This window comes from Anaerolinea thermophila UNI-1 (assembly GCF_000199675.1).
Taxonomy (GTDB): Bacteria; Chloroflexota; Anaerolineae; order Anaerolineales; family Anaerolineaceae; genus Anaerolinea; species Anaerolinea thermophila.
The window spans coordinates 2258917-2282406 of the sequence record NC_014960.1; the positions used below are offsets into that span (position 1 = coordinate 2258917).

Here is a 23490-nt window from a genome sequence, read left to right on the forward strand (position 1 = left end):
ACATGCAAACGCTTAACGTAAAAAGACAAAAATTCCGCATGCCTTCCTTCCTTCTGGTGACTGGGGGAATCTTTGTTCTGGCTTTCCTCATCTTACTGGCAGTACGGGTTATCGGTGGAAAACCTCTGGGCATTCGCTATTTTGTTGAAGTCCAAATCTGGAAAGCCGGCGCTCTGGTGAAATCTCTGCAATACTCCAGTGAAATTAAGAGCCTCAGTCAGGGGAAATACACCAATATCATTTTCCTTCACCACTCGGTGGGCGACAACCTCATCCGGCAAACCGACTTTCGAGACCGGTTAACCCAGGCAGGGCTTTCCTTCTGGGATCATGATTACAACTATTACGGGTTAAACAACCCCGATGGCGAAAATCTGGGATTTCATTTCAGCATTCCCGACGACAATACCGACCCTGTGGGGCTTGCGAAGTTGTTTTCGCAGAAGGTCTATCCACTACCGATAAATGCCCTGAGCGGGTTGATGCAGTATGAAGTTATCATTCTAAAATCCTGCTTTACCGGGAATGTTCTGCCCGATGAGCAAAGCGTAGAACAAACAAAACAATATTACGAAGTGATGCACCGTTTTTTCGCAGAGCATCCCGAAAAACTCTTCATTCTCCTTACCACCCCGCCTCTGAACTCTGCTGAAGCCGATGCCGCCATGGGCGCACGAGCCAGAGAAATCTCCGAATGGCTTCAATCTCAGGAATATATTCGGAATTTACCCAATTTATATGTGTTTGATTTGTACAGTGCATTTGCCGAGAATAATCCGGCTTCACCGAATTACAACAGACTTCGAGAAGACTATAAAGAAGGAGTTGCTCTGTTGCAATCATGGTTGAAATGTGGTAAACATACGGTATGACCACACGAGAAAGCAGATACGTCCGAGTGGCGAGGATCGCCTACCGGCTTGCCAAACAAGCATTACCGATGTATTCACATGCCAAGAGTCCCCATCACTTCACGTTGCCGCAGTTGGGGGCCTGTGTTTTGTTGATGTTCTACCTGAATCTCAGCTATCGCGACATGGAAGAATGGCTGCTGGCAAGCGATGCGGTTGGTAAGGAGCTGGAATTACCGCGTGTTCCCGATCATACGACCCTGCAACGTACCTACGCCAAGATACGCAAAGCGGATTGGATGCGCATGAACGAGACCTTGCTCGAGGAAATCGGACGGCCTGAAGAAGAAGGGGTGGCTGCCGATAGTACCGGCTTCTCACCCGGCCCGGCCAGTTCTTACTACCAAAGCCGTTCGGGAAAAGCCTATCGCCACTGGGCGAAGGGCGTTTATGCCGTTGGAATTGTCTCGCAATTCATCCTTGCGATGCAATCCGGCTGGGGTCCAGGTAGCGATGCCCCTTATCTGGGCTATCTGCGCCGCAAAGCCAGGCGGTTTGCCAAACGTCGGGCTTGGGTCTTGCTGGCCGATTCAGGGTTCGATGGTCGGACTGTCCGGCCTCAAGACTTGATTCCACCCGTTCGGCGAGGTGGAAATTTGCTGGCCCCTGAACGACGAGCAAGAAGCGAGCTTGTCTCTGCGGCTCGCCTGGATGGTCTCTATGGTCAACGCTGGAAGACCGAAACCGTGAATTCGGTCATCAAGCGCAAATTCGGGCAAGCCATCCGCTCGCGGAAACGCAGCCTGCAAAACCGAGAACCGATTATCAAAGGACTGGTCTACAACATACACCGCTAGGTGTATCTCTTCCTAACCTATCTTTGCAACAGAGCAAGAAGGAGTAGATAATCACCCAACAATGAACGCCAATCAAGATGTTGCTCCCGTTTTAGCCCAGTTCATTATCGATGCGATTAATGATTTTCGTTCCAAGCAAATTGGCCTTACATCGCAACCTTATGAAAACTAAGTTCTTTTGGATTATCTTTCTGGCGTTTTTTTGCCTGATCCTCTGGAGTAGTCTCCTTTCCCCAGAAACGGCGAAAGCCCAAGGGGGAGCCATTACATGGGAAGACCCCATTCCGCTCTCCAATCCATCCGTGCAAGCCTGGCACCCCACCATTGCTGCAGACCTGGCAGGAAATGTACACATCATGTGGTCTCAATCGACATCCATGGAACGCCCGGTAGGCTACGGAGACACATTGTACTATACCCGTTGGGATGGAAAGAAATGGATTGCACCTGTGGATGTCCTGGTATCTCCAGAAGCAGGGCTTGGGGCAGAGTTTCCCGATATCACCATAACGCCCGATGGTACTCTGCATGCCATTTGGGGAACCGGTGGGACAAACAGCCGCTTGTATTACTCAAGAGCTCCTGCCTGCTGTGCAGAAGATCCTCGAAATTGGAGTAAACCCTTCATGATAGGCATTGGGGTTAACGAAACTAGCGCCTTAATCCATGACTCCGGAGGCAGATTGTATGTCATGTATGCCTCACTGGATACCAAGGAACCCATTTTTTTGCGCTCCGATGATGGAGGGAACACCTGGTCAAAACCTGTCCGGTTGGTCTCGGGAATACGTCAGAGCAATGAGTACACTGCCTACACGAGATTGGCAGTGGACGGGCGCGGTGTGTTGCATGCGGTATGGACCATCATGCCTTTTCCGGGGAAGCGAGTCGTCTACGCACAGTCTTCTGATCGGGGAATGACATGGACAGATCCCATCAGCATAGATGAGTACTCTCCGGAAAAGTATCTGGAAGGGTTTGGACCATTTCTGATTGATGTTGAAGCAGTGGGAGAACAGGAAATCCATCTTACCTGGGATGGTGCTCCAACGGTAGAACGCCATCATGTCTGGTCAAGGGATGGTGGGAAAACATGGTCTGAACCCGACACCTTCATTCCTGAACTGACCGGTGGTGGTCGCGCTTTATGGAATGATATGGCTGCCGACAGTCAAAACACCTTACACGCTGTATCTATTAAGCAACCATGGCATGCTCAGTGGCTGGGAAATGGATGGAGTCCATCTACTCCCATAGGACAGCGCGGTTTTGCTGAGAATATGCGCATTACTGTGAGTGAAGGCTTCATTCTTCACGTCGTCTGGTTAGAAGTTGTCGAAGGCATTCCCAGTGTGGTGTACTATAATCGCGGAATTACCCAGGCTCCGCCTCTTCCTAAACAAACCTTGCCCTCATCTCCACTTTTAGAGACCGAAACCCTGTTTGCCTCGCCCTCACCTTCCCCAACGGATACCTTTATACCCACCATTGTGAATCCCATTCCATCCAAGAATGCCAGCACCAATCCGGCTCTGGGAGCCTTTATCAGCCTTGGTGTAGTCAGTCTGTTTCTAATAGGAATAGTTTTCTGGATTGCTCGTAAACATAGTCGGTAATTGATGATGAATCTCTCAGTCGTGATCCCCGTTTATAACAGTGAAAAGAGTTTGCCTGAACTCATTCAAAGATTGAATACAGTTCTCCCACAGATTGCAGAGCAATATGAAATCCTGATGGTCAACGATGGGAGCATAGATGGTAGTTGGAAATGCATTCAAAGATATTCTCAGGAATATCCGTGGATTCGGGGTATTAACCTGATGAGAAATTACGGTCAGCACAATGCCTTGCTGTGCGGGATCCGAGCGGCAAAGTATCCCATTACAGTGACCATGGATGATGATCTTCAACATCTTCCAGAAGCCATCGCTCAACTGCTTGAGAAAATCCGCGAAGGGTTCCAGGTGGTCTATGGGCGCCCGGTGAAAGAACAGCACAACTTATGGAGAGACCTTGCATCCCAGGTAACAAAAATTGCTCTTCAAAATGCTATGGGGGCAGAGACTGCGCGGAATGTGAGCGCTTTCCGTGCCTTTCATACCCAAATTCGCGAGGCTTTTTCCCAGTACCAGGGCTCTTATCCCTCCATTGATGTTCTTTTAACCTGGGGAGCCAACCGGTTTACTTCTGTTCCTGTGCAGTTTCAATCCCGACGGTACGGGAATTCCCAATACACATTTGCCAAACTGGTGCGTCACGCCATAAATATGATCACTGGGTTCAGTATTGTCCCGCTCCAACTGGCCAGTTTGATTGGATTCTCGTTTACATTGTTTGGACTGGGTGTGCTGGCATACGTCATTGGCAGGTATATCCTTCAGGGGGGAAGTGTGCCGGGTTTTCCTTTCCTGGCATCCATCATTGCTATTTTTTCCGGGGCACAGTTATTTGCCCTGGGGATCATCGGAGAATACCTGGCGCGCATGCATTTTCGACTGATGGAACGGCCCACGTACACCATTCAAGAAGTAACCGATACCAAGGAGCACATTTCGGATGAATCATGACCCTGCCCCGCCAGTTGAATATCTTCCCTGGGATTCAAACTTCTTTGGAAAACGCATTGCTCGAATTAAGCGAGATACTCTAACCCCTCCAGATGTTGAAGCCATTTTTAACTGGGCAACCGAACAACAAATCGACTGTTTGTATTTACTTGCCAACCCGGAATCCCGTGAGACCACTCTGCTGGCGGAACAAAATAGATTTCATCTAACCGACGTTCGAATCACTCTTGAGAAAAAGATATTTGAGGAGAAAGAGCCTGTCGGTGTGGCTATACGCCCAGCCGTAGAAAGTGATTTACCCATCCTGAAATGGATTGCCAGACAGAGTCACCGGGATTCCCGTTTCTACTATGACAATCATTTTGCAACAGAACTCTGCGACAAATTGTTTGAAATTTGGATCGAGAATAGTTATAATGGTTTTGCGAATCAGACTCTGGTTATCGATATTGATAGCAAGCCTGCAGGATACCTTACCTGCCATGTAGAAGATAAAGAGGGAAGAATAGGCCTTTTAGCGGTTCATCCAGACCATCAAGGCAAGGCACTAGGGTCTGCACTCGTGAATGCATCTCTAGTGTGGTTTAAAATGCAGGGGGTTACTCGAGTCTCTGTCGTCACTCAAGGTAGAAACATTCGAGCGCAAAGGTTGTATCAGCGCTGTGGGTTTATCACCCGCTCTCTTCACATTTGGTATCACTGGTGGAATACCCCCAAAGGTCAAGAAGCATGAGCAATACCTCGCAGAATATTCGCATTCCTTTTAACCGTCTTACTGTGGTAGGAGAGGAATTAACATACTTGCAACAAGCCATTGAAAGCGGGCATGTTTCCGGAGATGGAACATTTACCAAACGCTGTCATACACTTTTAGAAGAGACGTTGGGAGTTCCCAAAGCATTGCTCACAACATCCTGCACTCATGCATTGGAGATGAGTGCGTTGTTGCTGAATATTCAACCCGGGGATGAGGTCATCGTTCCTGACTTTACTTTCGTTTCCACCATCAATGCTTTCGTACTACGGGGAGCCAAACCGGTTTTTGTCGATATCCGTCCCGACACCTTGAACCTGGACGAAACCCTGCTGGAAAGCAAAATTACCTCAAAAACGAAAGCCATCGTCCCGGTTCATTATGCAGGGGTTGGATGCCAGATGGACACCATCATGGACATCGCTAATCGTTATGGAATTGCCGTAGTAGAAGATAACGCGCATGGTCTGTTTGCCAGGTACAGAGGGAAATATCTGGGCACCTTTGGACAACTGGCTACCCAGAGTTTTCATGAGACTAAAAATTTTTCTTGTGGGGAAGGCGGAGCGTTACTTATCAACGACTCCCAATTTATTGAACGTGCAGAAATCCTTCGGGAAAAGGGAACAAATCGAAGCCGATTTTTCCGTGGACAGGTGGATAAGTACAGTTGGGTAGACATAGGCTCCAGTTATCTGCTTTCAGATATGCTGGCAGGCTTTTTACTGGGACAGTTGGAGGCCCGGGAAATCATTCAATCCAGACGCAAAGAAATTTGGGAGACCTATTTTCACGAACTGCAGTCCTGGGCGAGTCAAAACCAGGTGAGGCTTCCATTCATCCCAGAGCATTGCGACCAATCCTATCACATGTTCTATCTGTTAATGCCTGATTTGGAAAGCCGCCAAAGGTTGATCCAATACCTGAAAGAACGAGGGATTCTAAGCGTTTTCCATTACCTCCCCTTGCACTTATCTGAAATGGGGAGAAAATACGGGGGCAAACTTGGGGATTGCCCGGTAACCGAGTCAATCAGTGATCGTTTACTGCGATTACCTTTTTATTATTCGCTCCGTTCAGACGAACAGGCACAAGTTATTCAAGCCATCACTCAATTTCAACCCTAAAACGAGGGAAAGGGGCTTTTTAGAGAGGAGCAACTAAAATGAACACCTTCAAGAAATTTCTTCATTTTCTTTCCGTTTTGTCCCTGGTAGTATTTCTCATAGCAAGTCTAACCTGGACATCCATACCACAAGTTCAAGCCCAATCATCTCCCCTACGGGCTGATGCTGTTGTTTTGGTGAATACTGCCAGCACAAGATACTGGGAATTTCAACAAAGGGTTCAGCCTTATCTGGACCAATTTGGCGTTGCTTATACCCTGGTAGATATTTCTTCTTCACCGCTCCCCTCGCAATTAGCCTCTTATGCACTGATCATCATTGGACACGGTCAACTGGACACAACTTCCGCTTACTTAGATGCTTCTGAACAACAAAGCATTACCAGTGCTATTAGCCAGGGAACCGGGTTGGTTAATTTTGACTCGTTCCTCACTCAAAACGGCACAATTCCTCTCTACACATTTGCGCAAAACATCTTCTCTTTTGGGTATACCAGCGGTATTCCCTCCAACCAGGCTCAGGTACAATCTCAACCCTCAATTGGTTCTTACATCCTGCAAAGCCAGAATCTCAATGCTACATACACTTTGTTTGGCTCTATCACTCCTCAAGGTCTCATTCCTGATGCCAGTACTTCTGTCTTGCTTTCCATAGGAAATCAGCCGCTTTTACTTGCGAAAAATTTTGGTCAGGGTAGAGCAATCCAATGGGCTTCTATTGAGTGGATGAATCCGACGATTTGGGGACCACTACAGGGTTGGGACGATATGGTTTGGCGCAGTATCGTGTGGGCAGCACGTAAGCCCTTCGTTATGCAAGCCCTTCCTCCTTTTGTCACTTTTCGCGTGGATGATGTAGAGGGACCCTTCCCTTGGCTGGAAACAGCCGTGAATCTCGGGTATCGTCCATGGATAGGAATTTTCCTGGACACGATAACTGATATCAGTACGCTCAAGCCACTTGTGGACATGGGAGCGGTTACGGTATCCATTCATGCCCGAAGTCCTTGGGACTTCTTTTACTTCAACCATGAAGGAGGAGAGAACTATCCCGACACAGTCATTAATCAGAATTTCGCGGATGGGAACGCATGGCACACCCAAAACCAGATTCCTGTCTCAAAGCTGGTCATTCCACATTACTATGAAATCGGCACCAACGCTTTTAACGGTTTAAACAACTGGGGTGTGGAATTTGTCGGCATCACCATCCCACCCGGGCGTCTGTATGATGGCTTTTGTCTGCAGGCAGGGCCTTACAGAGAATGGGCTGGACCCGATTGCATTGCCACAGATAACCGCCCATTCTATTACGCAGATGATTTATCCATTGATGGACATCCGGAATTCGCTGGAGAATTTATGGTGATGATCAGCGAAATGCGAGGAATCCCCGCTTATGAATGGGCACCAGACAATAATGTCTCAGCCACTATAACCCGTGGAGTTAATCAACTCTCACGTGCCCTGGATAGCCTGGTTCTGGCTACCGTCTTCACCCACGAATATTACATCCGCGATATTTCTTCTGCAAACTGGAATGCCATCCTCTCCGGAGTTAGAAACGGCGTTCAGTCTTACAATCCCGAATACGTCACGCTGGATTACGCCCTACAATACGTTCGGGCTTTACATACTTCTCAAATCTCAAGCAGTGTCCTCAATCCGGTAAACGGGATTTTAGAGACTACTCTGACCGGCCAAACAGATTTAGAAACCCGGTTCATGGTATTTACAGAAGCAGGAGGGCAAATCCAACAAGTATTTGTCCCGGTGCCCGCCTTTACAGGAAATATTACGGTTAACTACGATCCAGGCGCTCCGCCTCCACCTACTTCAACTCCTGTCATATCACCAAGTCCAACAGCCACCGCTCCCCAACCCACGCCAACATTGTCCCCACAACCTACCTCAACACCCAATCCCACCCAACCTCCAACAACAACCCCAACAATCACTCCTACCGCGATTCCAGGGCAACCCATTCTCATTAATTTATACGAGGATCAGCATCAGGATCCAGTACTGGTGACCACAACCAACGTGAACGCCCTGAATGCTACCGACAATCAATGGACGGAGTTCCTCTATGAACCCCGCGGATACCCCGGGATTTTCGCCGGAACTTCAGAACAGCCTCCTTTGATGCGGTTCTATGCGTCCGTACCTTCCGGCACATATACGCTCATCGCCAACCTGTATAAACATGCCAATCTCCGATACTACTGGGGTTACAATGCTACCTCTCCACAACAGTATTCCTACGACGTGACAACAGGAAACAGTGGCAATTTCTACGAGTACACGCTAGGAACCATCACGATTACCAACGGGGTGTTTGAAATATACGTAAATCGTGCAGATATGCTCCCGGGCACAAGCACGTATCCGTTCTATGGATGGTCCTATGTGCGTCTAGTACCTCAATCACCGCCAATCCAACCTTCGGCAACCAACACCCCCATTCTACCCACCGCCACCCCGCTGCCGCCTACGGCAACCAATACCCCCGTCCCACCCACCGCCACCCCGCTGCCGCCTACGGCGACTAATACCCCCATCCCGCCCACCGCCACCCCACTGCCGCCTACGGCAACCAATACCCCCGTCCCACCCACCGCTACACCCCTGCCGCCTACGGCAACCAACACCCCCATTCTACCCACCGCCACCCCACTGCCGCCTACGGCAACCAACACCCCCATTCTACCCACCGCTACCCCGCTGCCGCCTACGGCAACCAATACTCCTATCCCGCCTACCGCCACACCCCTGCCGCCTACGGCAACCAACACCCCCATCCCACCCACCGCTACCCCACTGCCGCCTACGGCAACCAACACCCCCATCCCACCCACCGCTACCCCACTACCGCCTACGGCAACCAACACCCCCATTCCACCCACCGCTACCCCACTGCCGCCTACGGCAACCAACACCCCCATCCCACCCACCGCTACCCCACTGCCGCCTACGACAACCAACACCCCCATCCCACCCACCGCTACCCCACTGCCACCTACGGCAACCAACACCCCGGTTCCCGCTACAGCGACTTCCACCAGAACTCCTCTACCGACAACCGTGCGCTTCGATGTGTGGGATGACAATCATCAAAGCCCTATCCTGACCACAACCACCAATTTTGAGGACCTTGTGGCAAATGACAATCAGTGGACAGAGTTCCTCTACGAACCCAGAGGATATCCGGGAGTGTTTGCTTCGGTGAATGAAAATCCTCCGGTAGAACGTTTCTATGCAACAGTTCCAAATGGACGATACACGTTCTACGCCGGGCTGTATCTCCATGCCAACCTGCGATACTACTGGGGATACACTGCAGACAATCCTCAAGCCATGAATTTCACAGCCCAAAATGGTACCCGAGGGAGTTTTAATGAGTACAACCTTGGAACTGTCACCGTCACCAACGGAGTTTTTGAAGTCTTCGTCAACCGCGCTGATTTAGTTACGGGCAAAGGCACATATCCATACTTTGGCTGGGCTTGGATTCGCCTCGTGCCGGCGCCATAATTTTCACTACGATAAGCCTTTAGAAAAGGGCTTGCCGATCAACCGACAAGCCCTTCATCTATTTAGTCCTCAACAGAGAATTGTATGAAATTCAAAACCCTTGTATTCCTCGCCGGTTGCTTTCTGATAGGGGGATTTGCTCTTTTTTTAGGGCAAATGATCATTTCGGTCTATCCAGCAATTACCCATGACACCAGTGTTTACCTGAATGCGGCTTATAACCTGGCACTGGGAAAAGGCTTGCAAATTGATATGACCCTGACAACTATGCAAGAATCTTCCCGCCATTATTGCGATTACATGCCCGGTTTTCCTGCTTTTCTCTCCATGTTTCTCCGGTTGGGAATTCCCGAAGGAGTCCTTCTGAAAGGGATAATTCTTACAGGTATTCTTACTATGGTTTACCTGGGAATCTGGCTTATGTGGGAGTGGACCCATCGCCTTTTTTCCTCTCTGGTCACGGGGCTTCTTTTACTGCTCTTTCCGCCCCTGATCAACTTCATGACGTACGCGCTAACCGAATCCCTGTATCTGCCGCTCACCCTTGGGCTTTTTCTTGGCTTAACCATTTATTTCCAGAAAAAGTCCCCCTCGTTGAAAGATTTCCTGCTCCTCTTTATCCTCATGGCAGCGATCCCTCTGATACGTATTGTTGGCTTGCTCCTTGTCGGAATTGCAGGATCTGTCATGCTTATTCGTTCCCTTAGCCAGCAAGAGCGAAAACGGGCAATGATGGAAATGGTTGTGGTTCTAACATCTCAAATTCCTACTTTGCTGGTTCTGACCGAAAACTATCTCAAAACAGGACGTTTTTACTGTGCAACCAATTCCGCCGGCTGGGAAATCGAGCGCACCACCCGGGGATATCTTGCTCAATTATTACTTGAACAATTCAAACCAGACTTAAGCCTTGGACTGGGATTTCGACGAGCCTTTAGCGCGTTGCCTTCAGAAATTGTCATTGGATTGGTGATCCTGGGTCTGATTGTTGGAGGGATCATCATTTGGAAGACAAGATCCCGGATTCGAAAAGGTTTTGAAAGTTGGGCTTCTCCCAGCGTGATTCCTGTGATTTTCTATCTTGCAGGGTACGTTGGATTTCTCTTCCTTTTTGGAAATTCCTGGGCTATGTGGGATTTTCCCCGTTATTTTCTGCCCGCCTATCCTTTTATTCTTCTGCTAGTGGTTTTCCTCGTGGATTCCTTTTTACAGTCCTGGAAACACTTCATCCCCCAGGGTCTTTTGTATCTTTCACTGGTGTTGCTTGTCGTCGCTTACGGGCAAATGACCTTCAGGAAACTGCCCGAAATGATTACCGGTAGAGGAATTGAGTCTGCCCCGATCAAGGATCACCCTGTTCTGACGTATTTGCAACGAAACCTGCAACCTTCGGACCTTCTGCTGAGCACACGCGAGCCCACGCTGTGGTATTATCTTCGAAGACCTGTCAGACGAGTCCAGAGAATAGAAAATCTCTCCTGTAAAGACCTACAGAAACCTCCTCCAAATGGAAGAATGTTTTTTGTGTTGTTTCCGGAAGGGAATTACAAAGGGGAGCCTACCAGCCCGGAAAACGAAGCCTGGTTCCACAACTGGATTTCTCCCTGTGGCACAATCATTGAGCACCAGAATTTCAACGAAACCGCAGTGTATGTGGTCGATTTTCCAGAGTAAAATAGGATAATTATGGTCGAAAATTCACTTTCTCACCCAATAACTCATCATCACTCTCCTCACGTGACAGTCATAGAGCCGTCCAGAGGTTGGTCCTCACTGGGATTGAAAGACCTGTGGGAGTATCGAGAACTCCTCTGGCTTCTCATCTGGCGAGAAGTCCGCGGAATGTATCGTCAGACAGCGCTGGGAGTTTCGTGGATATTTCTTCGTCCTATTCTGAACGTTGTGATCCTGACCCTGGTTTTTGGCACTTTTGTCAAAGTGCCCAGCGAAAACGTACCTTATGCCCTTTTTTCCCTTTCTGCACTTCTTCCATGGGGGTACTTTTCCAATGCGGTATTACGCTCGGCAGGAAGTCTTGTGCAGAATATGGAAATTATTTCCAAGGTGTATTTCCCCAGGATGATCATCGCCATTGCCGGGGTTCTTTCCGGGCTGGTAGATTTCAGTGCATCCTTTGGAATTTTTCTCCTCTTCATGGCTTATTTCCGTGTACCGGTCAGAATTGAAATTCTCTGGTTACCCGGTTTCTTTCTGGCTTCCGTACTGCTCGCCTTAACGGTTGGGCTCTGGCTGGCAACTCTTTCCGTCCGCTTTCGAGACGTATCTTTTGCGGTGAACTTCCTCCTCCAAGCCATGATGTATCTTTCCCCTGTAATTTATCCGGTCAATCAAGTACCGGAGTCTTTGCAATTTTTTTACCGGCTGAACCCAATGGCAGGGATTATTGAAGGGTTCCGCTGGTCACTTCTTGGAATTGGCTCTCCTCCCCAAATCACCTTCTGGCTCTCCATGGGTTTGATGTTGATTTTCCTTGTTGCGGGAGCCTTTATTTTCCGACGTACCGAACGCACAATTGTGGACTACCTATGAGCGAACTTGCTATTCATGTAGAACATCTTTCTAAGAGATATCGCATCGGGAAGGCGCAAAAATCCATTCTGCACAATCCTTCGCCATTTCGACATCTGGCATATTCGATGCGCTATTATCTAGGCGCTTTTTTCCAACCCGAGGAAACCCTGTGGGCTCTGAAGAACGTTTCTTTTGAGGTCAGGCAGGGAGACGTGCTTGGCGTGATTGGTAGAAACGGCTCGGGAAAAAGCACGTTGCTTAAACTGCTCTCTCGAGTGACTGAACCCACCACAGGACGGGCAATCATTCATGGCAGGGTTGGCGCTCTGCTCGAAGTTGGGACAGGATTCCATCCAGAGTTAACCGGACGGGAAAACATCTTCCTGAGTGGGGCAATTTTGGGAATGAAACACGCTGAAATCCAGCGAAAGTTTGATGAAATCGTAGCCTTTTCGGGAGTAGAACGGTTTATTGATACCCCGATCAAATATTATTCCTCAGGGATGAGGGTGCGTTTAGGATTTGCCGTTGCAGCCCACCTTGAACCGGAAGTGCTTCTGATTGACGAAGTTCTGGCAGTGGGCGATGCAGAATTTCAGCAAAAATGTCTCGGGAAAATGAGCGAAGTGGCTACCGCAGGGCGCACAGTGTTGTTCGTAAGCCATAACATGGCAGCCGTTCAGTCTCTGTGCAATCGGGGAATTTACCTGCAAAAGGGTGAAATCCTGGTGGATGGCACGATTAGTGAGGCTGTTGCTAAGTACTTAAAAATTATTGATGAAATTTCACAAATTGAAATCTCTGAACGAACTGACCGAACTGGATTGGGAAATGTGCGCCTGGTTGGCGTGGATATCACTGACCAGAGTCATCTTTCGGCACTGACATTGATTACGGGTGAACCAGCCCAGTTTGTTTTTCACCTCTCACACCTTGAACCGGGCATTAAATTCGAGTACTTAGACTTCACTATTTGCGATCTCCAGGGAAATCCAGTCGCTTATTTTAACAGCATTGATACCGGTCCAGAGGATAACAAATCCCCTGATATGCATGACCGTGTTGTCTGCTGGATTGATGAATTACCACTACTTCCCGGACGATACCGAATTAACGTAGGGATCAAGGCGAATGGAGAAATGCAGGATCATGTTGAATCGGCAGCAGTTTTTAATGTTGAGCAGGGGCGATTGAGAGGTCGTCCTATCGATAATCGCAGTCAACGGCGGGGAAGTGTCATTTTCCCACACCGCTGGATCCTTCCTGGATAAAGGCTATATGAAACAATTTCTTCTCTCCATCTTTCTTAAGTTATATGCCCAATGGGCTGGCGCCACCGGAAAACCTTATCCGAATTCGGTCCTTCTCCTCCCCCCTTATTCACCGGGTAGTTACGGAGATGCCGCTGTGGTCACTTCGTTCGTAGAGAATTTAGCCAGCCGTGGCATCGAACGCATTGGTCTCATTAAGTACCAAGATTCTGATGACTGGTCTTCTGTGAATGGAATTCGCGAAACCTTCTCCCTGGAAGATTATTTCCATTACGAGGCTTGGAAAATCCGGTTTTCTTTTTGTAAAAAGATTAGTGAGTACGAACAATTTTTTATCCTGGGGACAGACGTCATGGATGGCTATTATTCCCCGAAAGATTCTCTGGAACGCATTTACCTTACCGAATTAGGTGCCCAGACAGGGAGACCCACCAGAATTGTCAGTTTCAGTTTTAATGCCCATCCCATCCCCGCATGTGTGACAGCACTTCGTCATCTATCGCCTTCTGTTCATCTGTTCAGTCGCGATCCTGTCAGTCAAAAAAGGCTGGAAAGCCACCTCCAGCGTCCCGTGACGCTTACGGCAGATATCGCCTTTCTTCTTAGACCGCGGGAGGGAAACATTTCGGCGGGGATTGAGCAATGGATTGATGAACAACAGAAAGATAATGGAATTGTAGTAGGAATTAACGCCAATCACGTCCTGGTTGAAAAATTTTCAGAGATCACTATCGAAAAACTGGTAAAAGCCTATCAAGAGGCACTTCAAGAAATTCATGCAGCCTACCCGGACATTCGGTTTTTGTTTATCCCGCACGATATTCGAGGGGACGCCAGTGATGTCGTTATTGCCGAAGCCATTTTCCGAACCTTGCCACCCAACTTGCAACAGGTGAGCAAAATTGTCCCCTCACCCTGCCATCCCGCAGAGATCAAACATATTGTGAGCAGATTATCCTTTGTGCTGAGCGGGAAAATGCACCTGGCGATTGCATGTTTAAGTCAGGGAGTACCTGTTGCCTGTATCGCGTACCAGGATAAATTCGAGGGATTATTCCAGCATTTTGAAATGGAGGATATGTCCCTGGCACCGGAAGAATTATTGCTTCCCGGGAAATTAAGCCAGTTCTTCCTGAAACGATTTAATAAAAAAGAGAACCTATCTGCTCAAATTCAAACACATTTACCAAGAGTTCTGCAATTAGCCGAGAAAAACTTAGTTTGAGCCATGAAAAAAATTCTGGTGATTTCGAATAATCTTCCCTTTCCCCCAAAAGACGGTGGGAGAGCACGGATTTATCACCTGTATAGCCGTCTTGCGAAGAAATATCAGATTACTTGGGTTTCACCGATTTGGGATGGGGAAGAAGAAAACATTCCGGGAACGCTGAGATTTTGTCATCAAGTGATTCCATTACCTAAAGAAGAAATTTTTTCATTCCCTTCCAGTGGTTGGAAGGGACTCATGAAGCGCGTCCTGGCACATTTACATTTTCCAAGGCTGTTTGAATTTGCCTTTGGATATGTAAATGCTCCAGGAGTTTACTGGCTTCCCAAAACTCCGCAACGTCTTCGAAAAATCCAGGAAATCCTTGAGCAAAATCATTTCGACCTCATTATTAGCGAATTTGAAGGAAATGCTGAACTGATTCCAGAACAAATCACCATTCCACGAATACTCTCCACTCATAATGTTCAGTCTCATCTCTTCTGGCGAGCGCGGAAAACCTTCCCGGGAACCTGGCTGGACAGGGTCTTCTTGTTCCCTGAATGGCAGAAGATCATCCATTACGAAAAGAAAAACTATCGACGATATAACGGCATTCTTGCCGTATCGCAAAACGATCAACGCACCCTGGAAAAGCGGTGTCCAGGCATACCGGTAAAACTGGTTCCCAACGGGGTAGATACAGAGTATTTCTTTCCTTCCTCTTCTTCCCCTGTCCCCCACACCATGGTTTACCTGGGAAATTATGCTTATCCCCCCAATGCAGATGCGGTGAGATATTTTTATACCCGAATTTTTCCCAAAATTCGCGCTCGTTTTCCCGATGCCAAACTGATTTTAATTGGCGCATCGCCCCCAAAAGAACTTTGCGGAGAAGATGGGGTTGAAGCATTGGGATTTGTTGAGGACGTCCGGCCAAACGTCCATCAAGCCGAAGTCATGATTGTGCCCTTGAGGACCGGGGGAGGCACTCGCTTAAAAATTTTAGATGGAATGGCAATGGGAAAAGCCATTGTCTCTACCACACTCGGAGCAGAAGGACTGCAAGTGATTGATGGAGAAAACATCCTTTTAGCAGACACACCCGACACCTTCGCGGCTCAGGTTATTCGCATCATGGAAAATGCTGAATTGCGTCAAAAATTGGAGAAAAATGGGCGTACGCTTGTGGAACGCTTGTACAACTGGGACGCTATCGCCAGAGAGGCAGGGGAATGGATTGAGACCTTTCTTTATCAGCCCGCCTTATTGCAACTTCAGAGAGAGGAAATGAATGCCCAGGGTTAGTATCATTATCCCTACGTATAACAGCGCTAAATTCTTGCAAGCAACCCTGGAAAGTGTTTTCCAGCAAACCTTCCAGGAATACGAGATTATTGTCATTGATGATGGTTCCACCGACAACACCCGCGAAGTGCTCTCCCCGTATAAGTCCCGAATTCGTTACCTGTATCAGGAAAATCAAGAACGCTCGGTAGCACGCAATTATGGACTATCGCTCGCGCAAGGGGAATTAATTGCATTTCTCGATTCCGATGACCTGTGGCTTCCCCATAAACTGGAACGTCAGGTGCAAGTGATGAATGAGCACCCGGAAGTTGTTCTGGTTTTCTCCCAGGCGCTTTATATCGATTCAGAGGGTACCCCTACTGCTTTTTGTGGGGAATGGCTTGATGGCAAGCCCGCCAATGATATTGAAATCCGCTCGTTTTTTGAAGACTTTGCGCAGGGGAATGTGGTTTATGGAGGCGGTTCTACAGCGTTAGTTCGTAAAGAGGTAATTGAGAAAGCGGGAGGATTTGATCCCGCCATTACCCATGGAGAAGATTGGGATTTGTGGTGGCGAATCTCAACACTGGGACCGTTCGCCTACATTCCAGAACCTCTCATTTATTACAGGGTTTTTGGCTGGAAGAAACTGCTTCAACGACAATCCACGGAAAGAGCCTTACAGGAACACCTGTATGTCATTGAGAAAAATCTGGGGCATCTTCCTCCTGAAGCCAAACAGCGCTTGTATCCTTTGGCACAATGCCACATGACCGTGCTTGCGGCGCTCGGCTCCTATCAATTGGAAGAATTTGAACGCGCCCAGAAATTTCTCAAGAAGGTGGGCGAAATTGATCCTTCCTGGACTAGCCCTGAGCGAATCTTATGGTTAGCAGTAGATCGGGCGAAAATCATTGAACGGGATACCGGCTCTTATGAAGAAGCCATTGCTTTCATACGAAATATGTTCCAGCACCTGCCTTCAGAAATTCAAATGCCAGCATCCTCTCTCCAAAAAGCAATTGGGTGGTTGTACATCAGCGGAGCGTTCGAACAACATGCCAGGGGAAATCTGAAAAAAGTTCGCCAGTACCTGCTTCAAGGCATTCCACGGGTGCCTCAAGCACTCTCTAACCGAGGCGTAGTTTCCATGATAATTCAAGCCCTTTTGGGGAGGTCATTTACCCATTCTCTCCGAAACGTGATGGGCAAAAAGGTCAACCAACCCTATGCCTGAAGTGACCATTGTGCTTCCCACATACAACCGTGCAGATATGATTCTGGATGCCATTCGCAGCGTTCAAGCCCAAACTTTTCAGGATTGGGAAATTGTAGTCGTAGATGATGGCTCTACCGATAACACAGAGGAAGTTGTTCTCAGTCTTCATGATTCAAGAATCCATTACGTGTACCAGGAAAATAAGGGCTTAGCCGGGGCCAGAAATACCGGCATCCGCCATGCACACTCTGAACTGATTACTTTTCTGGACTCAGATGATGCCTTTTTGCCCCAAAAACTGGAGTGGCAGGTGGGCTTGATGAAAAGCCGCCCTGGTCTTGGTTTAGTGGCAGGAGACTTCTTTTTTGCAGACCCTCACCTCACTCCATTATCTGAAGCACGCTCATGGCAATCCTACCCGAACCTCACATTGAAGGATTGGATTCTTGGATGCCCGGTAATTGTTTGCGCAGTCATTGTGCAACGCGCTTGGTTGGAAAAAGCAGGCGGTTTTGACGAGACCATGCGCTACGTGGAAGACTGGGATTTATGGCTTCGCCTGGCTTATCTGGGTTGTCCTATGGACTGGCTTCCCCGTCCGGTGGCTTTATACCGCATTCATGGACAAAATATGGCAAAACAGGCTGTGCTGATGAAACAGGGCATGTTAAGAATGTTTGATAAATTTTTTACTCTCCCTGATCTCCCTAAAGATATCCAATCCCTGAAAGAGCAAGCCTACGCCCATGCCTATCTGAACGGCGCAGCCCGTGCATTTGCCGGAGGAGATGCAGAAGAAGGTAGGAATTCCCTGGAAATGGCTTTGAAACTCGACCCTTTCCTGCTAAGCGGAGAACCTCCACAAGCCCTGAGTTCTTTAGCCTCTTTCGCTAATTCTCCTCAATGTCATTCTCCTTCTGTGTTTCTAAACTCTTTGATACTTGGATTGCCAAGCCAAGCCCAGAAATGGAAGCCAAGGTTTATTCGGGCAGTCTTTCACGCAGTTGCAGCATTTGAGAAAGCCCGACAGGGAAAAAGGAGCCAAGTCCCCGTCCATGCTCTCAAGGCTGTGCTACTCGACCCATCCTGGTTGAAAAACCGCGGATTACTCTCTATTGTAATAAAATCGCTTCTTTCCCCTTTCTTCCCGCTTAAGGAGAGTGTATGACTAAAGTACTTGTGACAGGTGGAGCAGGGTTTATTGGCTCTCATCTTGTAGATCGCCTCCTGCAAGAAGGATTTGAAGTACGCGTTCTTGACCTTCTTGACTCCCGGGTTCATCCAGCGGGAAAGCCAGCCTGGGTCTCAAAAGAAGCCGAATTCATTCAAGGGGATGTGCGAGATGCCCAGACGATGTTGAAAGCCCTGCAAGGGGTCAGTATTGTTTTTCACGAAGCCGCATATCAAGATTACATGCCAGACTTTAGCAGATTTCTTCATGTGAACAGTGTCAGCACAGCACTTATCCACGAACTCATTCTGGAACATAAATTGGGCGTGGAGAAAGTCATTGTAGCCTCCAGCCAGGCAGTATATGGAGAAGGGCAATATCGTTGCAAGAACTCCAACTGCCAAAATTACCATCAAGTGATTCAACCACCCGCCAGAGAAGAAAAGCAATTACAGAAAGGGCATTGGGAAGTCATTTGCCCGCTTTGTCAGACAGACATGGAACCTCTCAGGTTGAAAGAGGAATACGCTAACCCCTACAACGCCTATGCCATCAGCAAATATGCTGAAGAACTCTCTGCCGTGCGTCTGGGAAAATTACATCACATTCCCAGTGTTGCACTCCGATATTCCATTGTGCAGGGCCCAAGACAATCGCTGTTCAATCAGTATTCAGGCATTTGCCGCATCTTTTCCGTGCGTCTCATGAATGGGTTACCTCCCATCATTTACGAAGATGGGCTACAGACTCGGGATTTCACCCACGTGGCAGATGTTGTGGAAGCCAACATAACCGTTCTTAAAGATGCTCGCGCAGATTACCAAGTTTTCAATGTTGGGAGTGGCCATGCCATAACCGTGTTAGAGTATGCCAGAGTACTGACCCAGCAATTTGGCTTATCCATCGAGCCCCTTCTTCAGGGAGAATACCGTCTGGGTGATAATCGGCACAGTGTATCCGATATCTCCCGATTACAGGCTCTAGGATGGCAACCCACCAGAACGCTTCATCACATCTTTGATGACTATCTGCAATGGATTGCCAATCAGGGAAACGTGCTGGATTACTTCAAGGTAGCGGAGACCTCGATGAAAAAGGCTGGTGTCGTTCGCAAAGTTTCTTCTTTTCACGAGTGAAGCACCATGCCGAACAGGACTGCTTTTGAATTGCGCCTAACCATGCACCACATTTACCTTTCTCCTCACCTTGACGATGCGGTCTATTCATGTGGGGGAAGGATGTTCCGTCAGAGACGGGAGGATGAACCGGTTACGGTGGTCAACTTCCTGAGCGGAACCCCACCGGAAGGTGAACTTTCTGCATTTGCCCGACAATATCATGAAATGTGGGGGAATCCCTCCAACGCTGTTGCCTTACGCCGGCAGGAAGATATAGAAGCATTGAGCAGGTGGGGTATTCAAGCGATTTATTGGGATTCAAGTGATGCCATTTACAGGCAAATCCATGGAACACCTCTCTATCCAAACATCTCTTCCCTGTTTGGTACTCCACACCCTGAAGATGAGAGAGAACTTCTGACTTGCTGGAATGAGACCTGGGCTCGTTTGAGATTTTCCCCTGAACAAGTTCACATGTACGCCCCACTTGGCGCAGGTAATCATGTGGACCATGTCCTGGTGCGAAAGTTTGCTCAGCAATTGAAACGGCAGGGGTGGAGAGTCTGGTTCTATGAAGATTTTCCCCATGCTTATGACTCGCGTACCCTCCAAGAGGCTCTGGATGGGTTTGGAAATGTCCGGTGGAAATCCCATACAGAATTGATAGACGCTGAAGAAAAGGTCAAAGCCATGTGGATTTACGCCTCACAAATTTCCATGATGTTTTCCGACAGAGAAGACCTGAGAAAACGGGTAAAAGATTTCAGCGCAGAAAGAGCAGTGGACATTCACTGGGGAGAGCGTCTCCGCAAAATTCTAGCCGGCAGTGGTGGAAGACGCGAGCGAATCTGGCGACGTCTCTTTGGGTATCTGGCACATGCAGAACGTTACTGGAGTTATGAATGACCGCTACAGCCCCGAATATCCCTCTGCCATACTTCCCATTCGTTTCGATTGTTATTCCCGTCTATAACGGTCGAAAAACCATACAGACCTGCCTGGAGGCAATTCTTCAACAGGAATACCCCAGAGAACAATACGAGGTAATTGTTGTAGATAACAATTCATCCGATGGAACACCCGATCTTGTTCAAAAGTATCCGGTGAAACTGGTTTACGAGAAAGAGATTCAAGGTCCTCATGCTGCAACAAATACAGGCGTCAAAGAAGCCAAAGGAGAAATCCTGGTTTTTACCGATAGCGATTGTGTTCCCGAACCAGATTGGTTAAGAAGGTTGATTGCTCCGTTTTCTGATGATAGTGTAGTAGGAACTGGAGGAAGGATTGAAGCCTACAAGCCCTCCACACCAGTTGAGCGTTTCTTAGATCAAATGAAGCCCTTTAAGAATGCATACCAGGCTAGCCCCAACTTCCCCGCGGCATTGATTACCGGCAACTGTGCGATTCGGAGGGAAGACTTCATGGCCGCTGGAATGTTTAATCCCAATATGTACACCGGAGCAGAGGTGGACTTAAGTTACCGGGTGCAGTTGCAAACGGGCAAACGGGTGATCTATGTTCCCGAAGCGGTGGTTTACCATATCTTCAGCCCCACGGTCAAACGTTTGGGAAGACACTTTTACATCTATGGGTATTCGGAAATTTTGCTGGGCACAATTTATAAAGATGTACCCGGATATCCCTGGACACCCACCGAACAGTTCAAAATTATGCTCAGGCAGGTGAAAGCCTTGTTCACCTACCTGGCTTCTTTTGGCTTCCGGGTGATTTCCTACCCATTCCGAAGGAAAGTTGACCAGGATTATTTCCTTACCCCCTTGTTCTGGTTCTGGGTGGAGTTGAACAATCTGCGAGGCAAAATCGAAGGGTTGTGGGTCACGCGACTCTACCGTCGAAAGTTCTGGGAAAAGGGAGTTCGGGTCATCTAATGCGCATTGCCATTTTCCACAACCTGCCTTCGGGAGGAGCAAAGCGCGCTCTGATGGAATGGACGCGCCGACTGGCACAACGTCACGAAGTGCATGTCTATACCCTCTCTACAGCAGACCACGATTATTGTGATCTCCGTCCTTACATCACACACCACATTGTGTACACTTTTGAGCCTCTCCCATTGTTCAACAGCCCATTTGGACGTCTAAATCAATGGCAACGGTGGAAGGATTTGGGAAGGCTTGCTGTTCTGTACCAGTCTCTTGCCCAACATATTGATAAAGAAGGGTACGATGTGGTTTTTACCCACCCATGTAAGTTCACCTTTATTCCCATTCTAAATATCTATTTACGTTCGCCGACAGTTTACTATCTTCACGAGCATTTTCCCAATCAAGTCAATCGTTCCATCCATCGCCCCTATACCCGTTCAGAGGGGGTTAGGAAAATACTGGACAGAGTTGATCCTTTGATTGGGTTGTATCAAAACCAACTGAGGGCGCTTCAAGACCTGGCGGTGGCAAACACCCGCCTCTTTCTGGCAAATTCGGACTTTACCCTGCGTCAGTTTCAGGAACACTACTCCGCTCCTTCTGCTTTAAGTCGTTATGGGGTCAATACAGAACAATTTCGACCCGATGAAAATACACCGCGTGAGAGACACCTCCTCTCGGTTGGTGAACTCAGTCCCCGAAAGGGTTTTGACTTTCTCATCCAAGGCCTGGCAAATATCCCGGACTCTAACCGCCCTCCCTTACGGTTAATCTGTAACATGCAACTGGAACAAGAAAGAGAGTACCTTTGCCAATTAGCAGAAAAGTCGGGCGTTCAAATGGAAATCCTCACCAACCTGAACAGTGAGCAACTGGCTCAAGAGTATCGGAAAACCCGGTTAGTGGTATACACCCCAGTTCAGGAACCTTTTGGACTGGTACCGTTAGAAGCCATGGCGTGCGGTACACCCGTGCTGGGAATAGCCGAGGGAGGGGTTCCCGAAACGGTGATTGAGGGAGTAACCGGACGTCTTTCTCCTCGCGACCCCGCCAGGTTTGCGGAAATCCTGCTGGAAATGCTCAAACAACCAGACTTGCTGAGAAAAATGGGACAAAATGGTGTGGACATTGTACGGAAAATTTGGAGTTGGGAGCAATCCACTCACACGGTCGAACAGCATCTTTTACAAGCCAGTAAGGCGGGACCCAATTGAACCAAAAAGTCCTGGCAATTGTCTTGAACTGGAATAAACCCGAAGATACCCTCCGATGTCTGGAAACCCTGGGAGATTCGATTCCGCGCTTAGTTGTGGATAACGGCTCGGCCCCGGAATCCAGAGCAATTCTTCTGAAATCTATTCAGGGTATTCCGGTAATTGAATTGCCGGAAAATCGGGGGTATGCGGGGGGAAATAATGCTGGGATTCGCTGGGCACTGGAACACGGTTTTGAGTGGATTCTTCTGATTAACGATGATGCCCTCCTGAAATCCTCTGAACTTTTCCGCCTGTTGCAAATTGCCGAAACAGATCCATTGGTAGGTTTTGCCGGTCCTCTCGTCCTTCATGCAGAAAGAGAGGACCTCATTCAAAGTGCGGGGGGAGTTTTGAGCCCCTTATGGCAGACTTTCCATAGAGGACAAAACCAGGTTAATCAGGGGCAGTATTCCCAGCACGAACCAGTGGACTGGCTTTCAGGATGTGTGCTTCTGGCACGCTCTGAGATGATTAAGGAGATTGGATTGCTCGATGAAAGTTTCTTTCTATATGAAGAGGAACTGGAATGGTGTATTCGAGCAAGGCGTGCTGGATGGAAATGTCTCTTTGTGCCCGAGGTCCAAGCCAGACATGCCGGCGTCCGTCCAGACTATGAACCACCTCCATATGTAACCTATTACATGTATCGCAATCATTTTCGGTTGCTTGCCAAACATCGGGCAGGACTGCTCCCATGGGGATATGCCCTGTTCCAAAGCATGCGCACGCTGATCAGTTGGAGTGTACGCCCAAAGTGGCGCTCCAAGCGTTCCCATCGAGATGCACTCTGGCTGGCGCTCAAAGATTTCCTTCAGGGAAAATCAGGACAACTTTCCCAGAGGATTTAGAGG

Annotated in this window: 19 protein-coding genes; all 19 read left to right on the top strand. The window is 48.4% G+C overall.

What is annotated here, in order from left to right:
* Window positions 1-2 precede the first annotated feature (2 nt).
* The 19 genes from ANT_RS10060 (at window position 3) to ANT_RS10155 (ending at window position 23487) form a co-directional block, all read left to right on the top strand.
* The gene (locus ANT_RS10060) at window positions 3-872 is read left to right on the top strand and encodes a hypothetical protein (protein WP_041454913.1); all 870 of its coding nucleotides are present in this window, start codon (window positions 3-5) and stop codon (window positions 870-872) included.
* Between the two features lie 26 nt (window positions 873-898).
* Window positions 899-1708: a transposase gene (locus ANT_RS10065; protein WP_172634560.1), complete on the top strand. Its 810-nt coding sequence runs from the start codon at window positions 899-901 to the stop codon at window positions 1706-1708.
* 161 nt (window positions 1709-1869) lie between these two features.
* Window positions 1870-3324: a sialidase family protein gene (locus ANT_RS10070; protein WP_041454915.1), complete on the top strand. Its 1455-nt coding sequence runs from the start codon at window positions 1870-1872 to the stop codon at window positions 3322-3324.
* Between the two features lie 3 nt (window positions 3325-3327).
* Window positions 3328-4275, top strand: coding sequence for a glycosyltransferase family 2 protein (locus tag ANT_RS10075; RefSeq protein WP_013560410.1), 948 nt, complete (start codon window positions 3328-3330; stop codon window positions 4273-4275).
* Window positions 4265-5008: a GNAT family N-acetyltransferase gene (locus tag ANT_RS16425; protein WP_013560411.1), complete on the top strand. Its 744-nt coding sequence runs from the start codon at window positions 4265-4267 to the stop codon at window positions 5006-5008. The genes ANT_RS10075 and ANT_RS16425 overlap by 11 nt, the downstream gene beginning before the upstream one ends.
* Window positions 5005-6156, top strand: coding sequence for a dTDP-4-amino-4,6-dideoxygalactose transaminase (gene rffA / locus ANT_RS10085; protein ID WP_013560412.1), 1152 nt, complete (start codon window positions 5005-5007; stop codon window positions 6154-6156). The genes ANT_RS16425 and rffA overlap by 4 nt, the downstream gene beginning before the upstream one ends.
* 38 nt (window positions 6157-6194) lie before the next feature.
* On the top strand, window positions 6195-9689 hold the full coding sequence (locus ANT_RS17695) for a hypothetical protein (protein WP_013560413.1): 3495 nt from the start codon (window positions 6195-6197) through the stop codon (window positions 9687-9689).
* An 84-nt stretch (window positions 9690-9773) separates the two neighbouring features.
* The gene (locus ANT_RS10100) at window positions 9774-11363 is read left to right on the top strand and encodes a hypothetical protein (protein ID WP_013560414.1); all 1590 of its coding nucleotides are present in this window, start codon (window positions 9774-9776) and stop codon (window positions 11361-11363) included.
* Window positions 11364-11375: 12 nt separating this feature from the next.
* Window positions 11376-12239, top strand: coding sequence for an ABC transporter permease (locus ANT_RS10105; RefSeq protein WP_013560415.1), 864 nt, complete (start codon window positions 11376-11378; stop codon window positions 12237-12239).
* The gene (locus tag ANT_RS10110) at window positions 12236-13492 is read left to right on the top strand and encodes an ABC transporter ATP-binding protein (RefSeq protein ID WP_013560416.1); all 1257 of its coding nucleotides are present in this window, start codon (window positions 12236-12238) and stop codon (window positions 13490-13492) included. Before ANT_RS10105 ends, ANT_RS10110 begins: the two co-directional genes overlap by 4 nt.
* A gap of 7 nt (window positions 13493-13499) precedes the next feature.
* Window positions 13500-14717 (top strand): polysaccharide pyruvyl transferase family protein, encoded by a 1218-nt coding sequence (locus ANT_RS10115; protein WP_041454918.1) that lies wholly within the window; start codon window positions 13500-13502, stop codon window positions 14715-14717.
* Window positions 14718-14957: 240 nt separating this feature from the next.
* Window positions 14958-16007, top strand: coding sequence for a glycosyltransferase (locus ANT_RS16435; RefSeq protein ID WP_349675156.1), 1050 nt, complete (start codon window positions 14958-14960; stop codon window positions 16005-16007).
* Window positions 15994-17226, top strand: a complete 1233-nt coding sequence (locus ANT_RS16440) for a glycosyltransferase family 2 protein (protein ID WP_013560419.1) — start codon at window positions 15994-15996, stop codon at window positions 17224-17226. The genes ANT_RS16435 and ANT_RS16440 overlap by 14 nt, the downstream gene beginning before the upstream one ends.
* Window positions 17219-18376 (top strand): glycosyltransferase family 2 protein, encoded by a 1158-nt coding sequence (locus ANT_RS16445; protein ID WP_013560420.1) that lies wholly within the window; start codon window positions 17219-17221, stop codon window positions 18374-18376. Before ANT_RS16440 ends, ANT_RS16445 begins: the two co-directional genes overlap by 8 nt.
* Entirely contained in the window at window positions 18373-19515 is a 1143-nt protein-coding gene (locus ANT_RS10135) for an SDR family NAD(P)-dependent oxidoreductase (protein ID WP_013560421.1), read from the top strand. The genes ANT_RS16445 and ANT_RS10135 overlap by 4 nt, the downstream gene beginning before the upstream one ends.
* Window positions 19516-19521: 6 nt before the next feature.
* Entirely contained in the window at window positions 19522-20403 is an 882-nt protein-coding gene (locus tag ANT_RS16450; RefSeq protein WP_013560422.1) for a PIG-L deacetylase family protein, read from the top strand.
* Window positions 20400-21386: a glycosyltransferase family 2 protein gene (locus tag ANT_RS10145; protein WP_013560423.1), complete on the top strand. Its 987-nt coding sequence runs from the start codon at window positions 20400-20402 to the stop codon at window positions 21384-21386. The genes ANT_RS16450 and ANT_RS10145 overlap by 4 nt, the downstream gene beginning before the upstream one ends.
* Entirely contained in the window at window positions 21386-22597 is a 1212-nt protein-coding gene (locus ANT_RS10150; protein ID WP_013560424.1) for a glycosyltransferase family 4 protein, read from the top strand. Before ANT_RS10145 ends, ANT_RS10150 begins: the two co-directional genes overlap by 1 nt.
* Window positions 22594-23487, top strand: coding sequence for a glycosyltransferase family 2 protein (locus ANT_RS10155; protein WP_013560425.1), 894 nt, complete (start codon window positions 22594-22596; stop codon window positions 23485-23487). The genes ANT_RS10150 and ANT_RS10155 overlap by 4 nt, the downstream gene beginning before the upstream one ends.
* Window positions 23488-23490 lie beyond the last annotated feature (3 nt).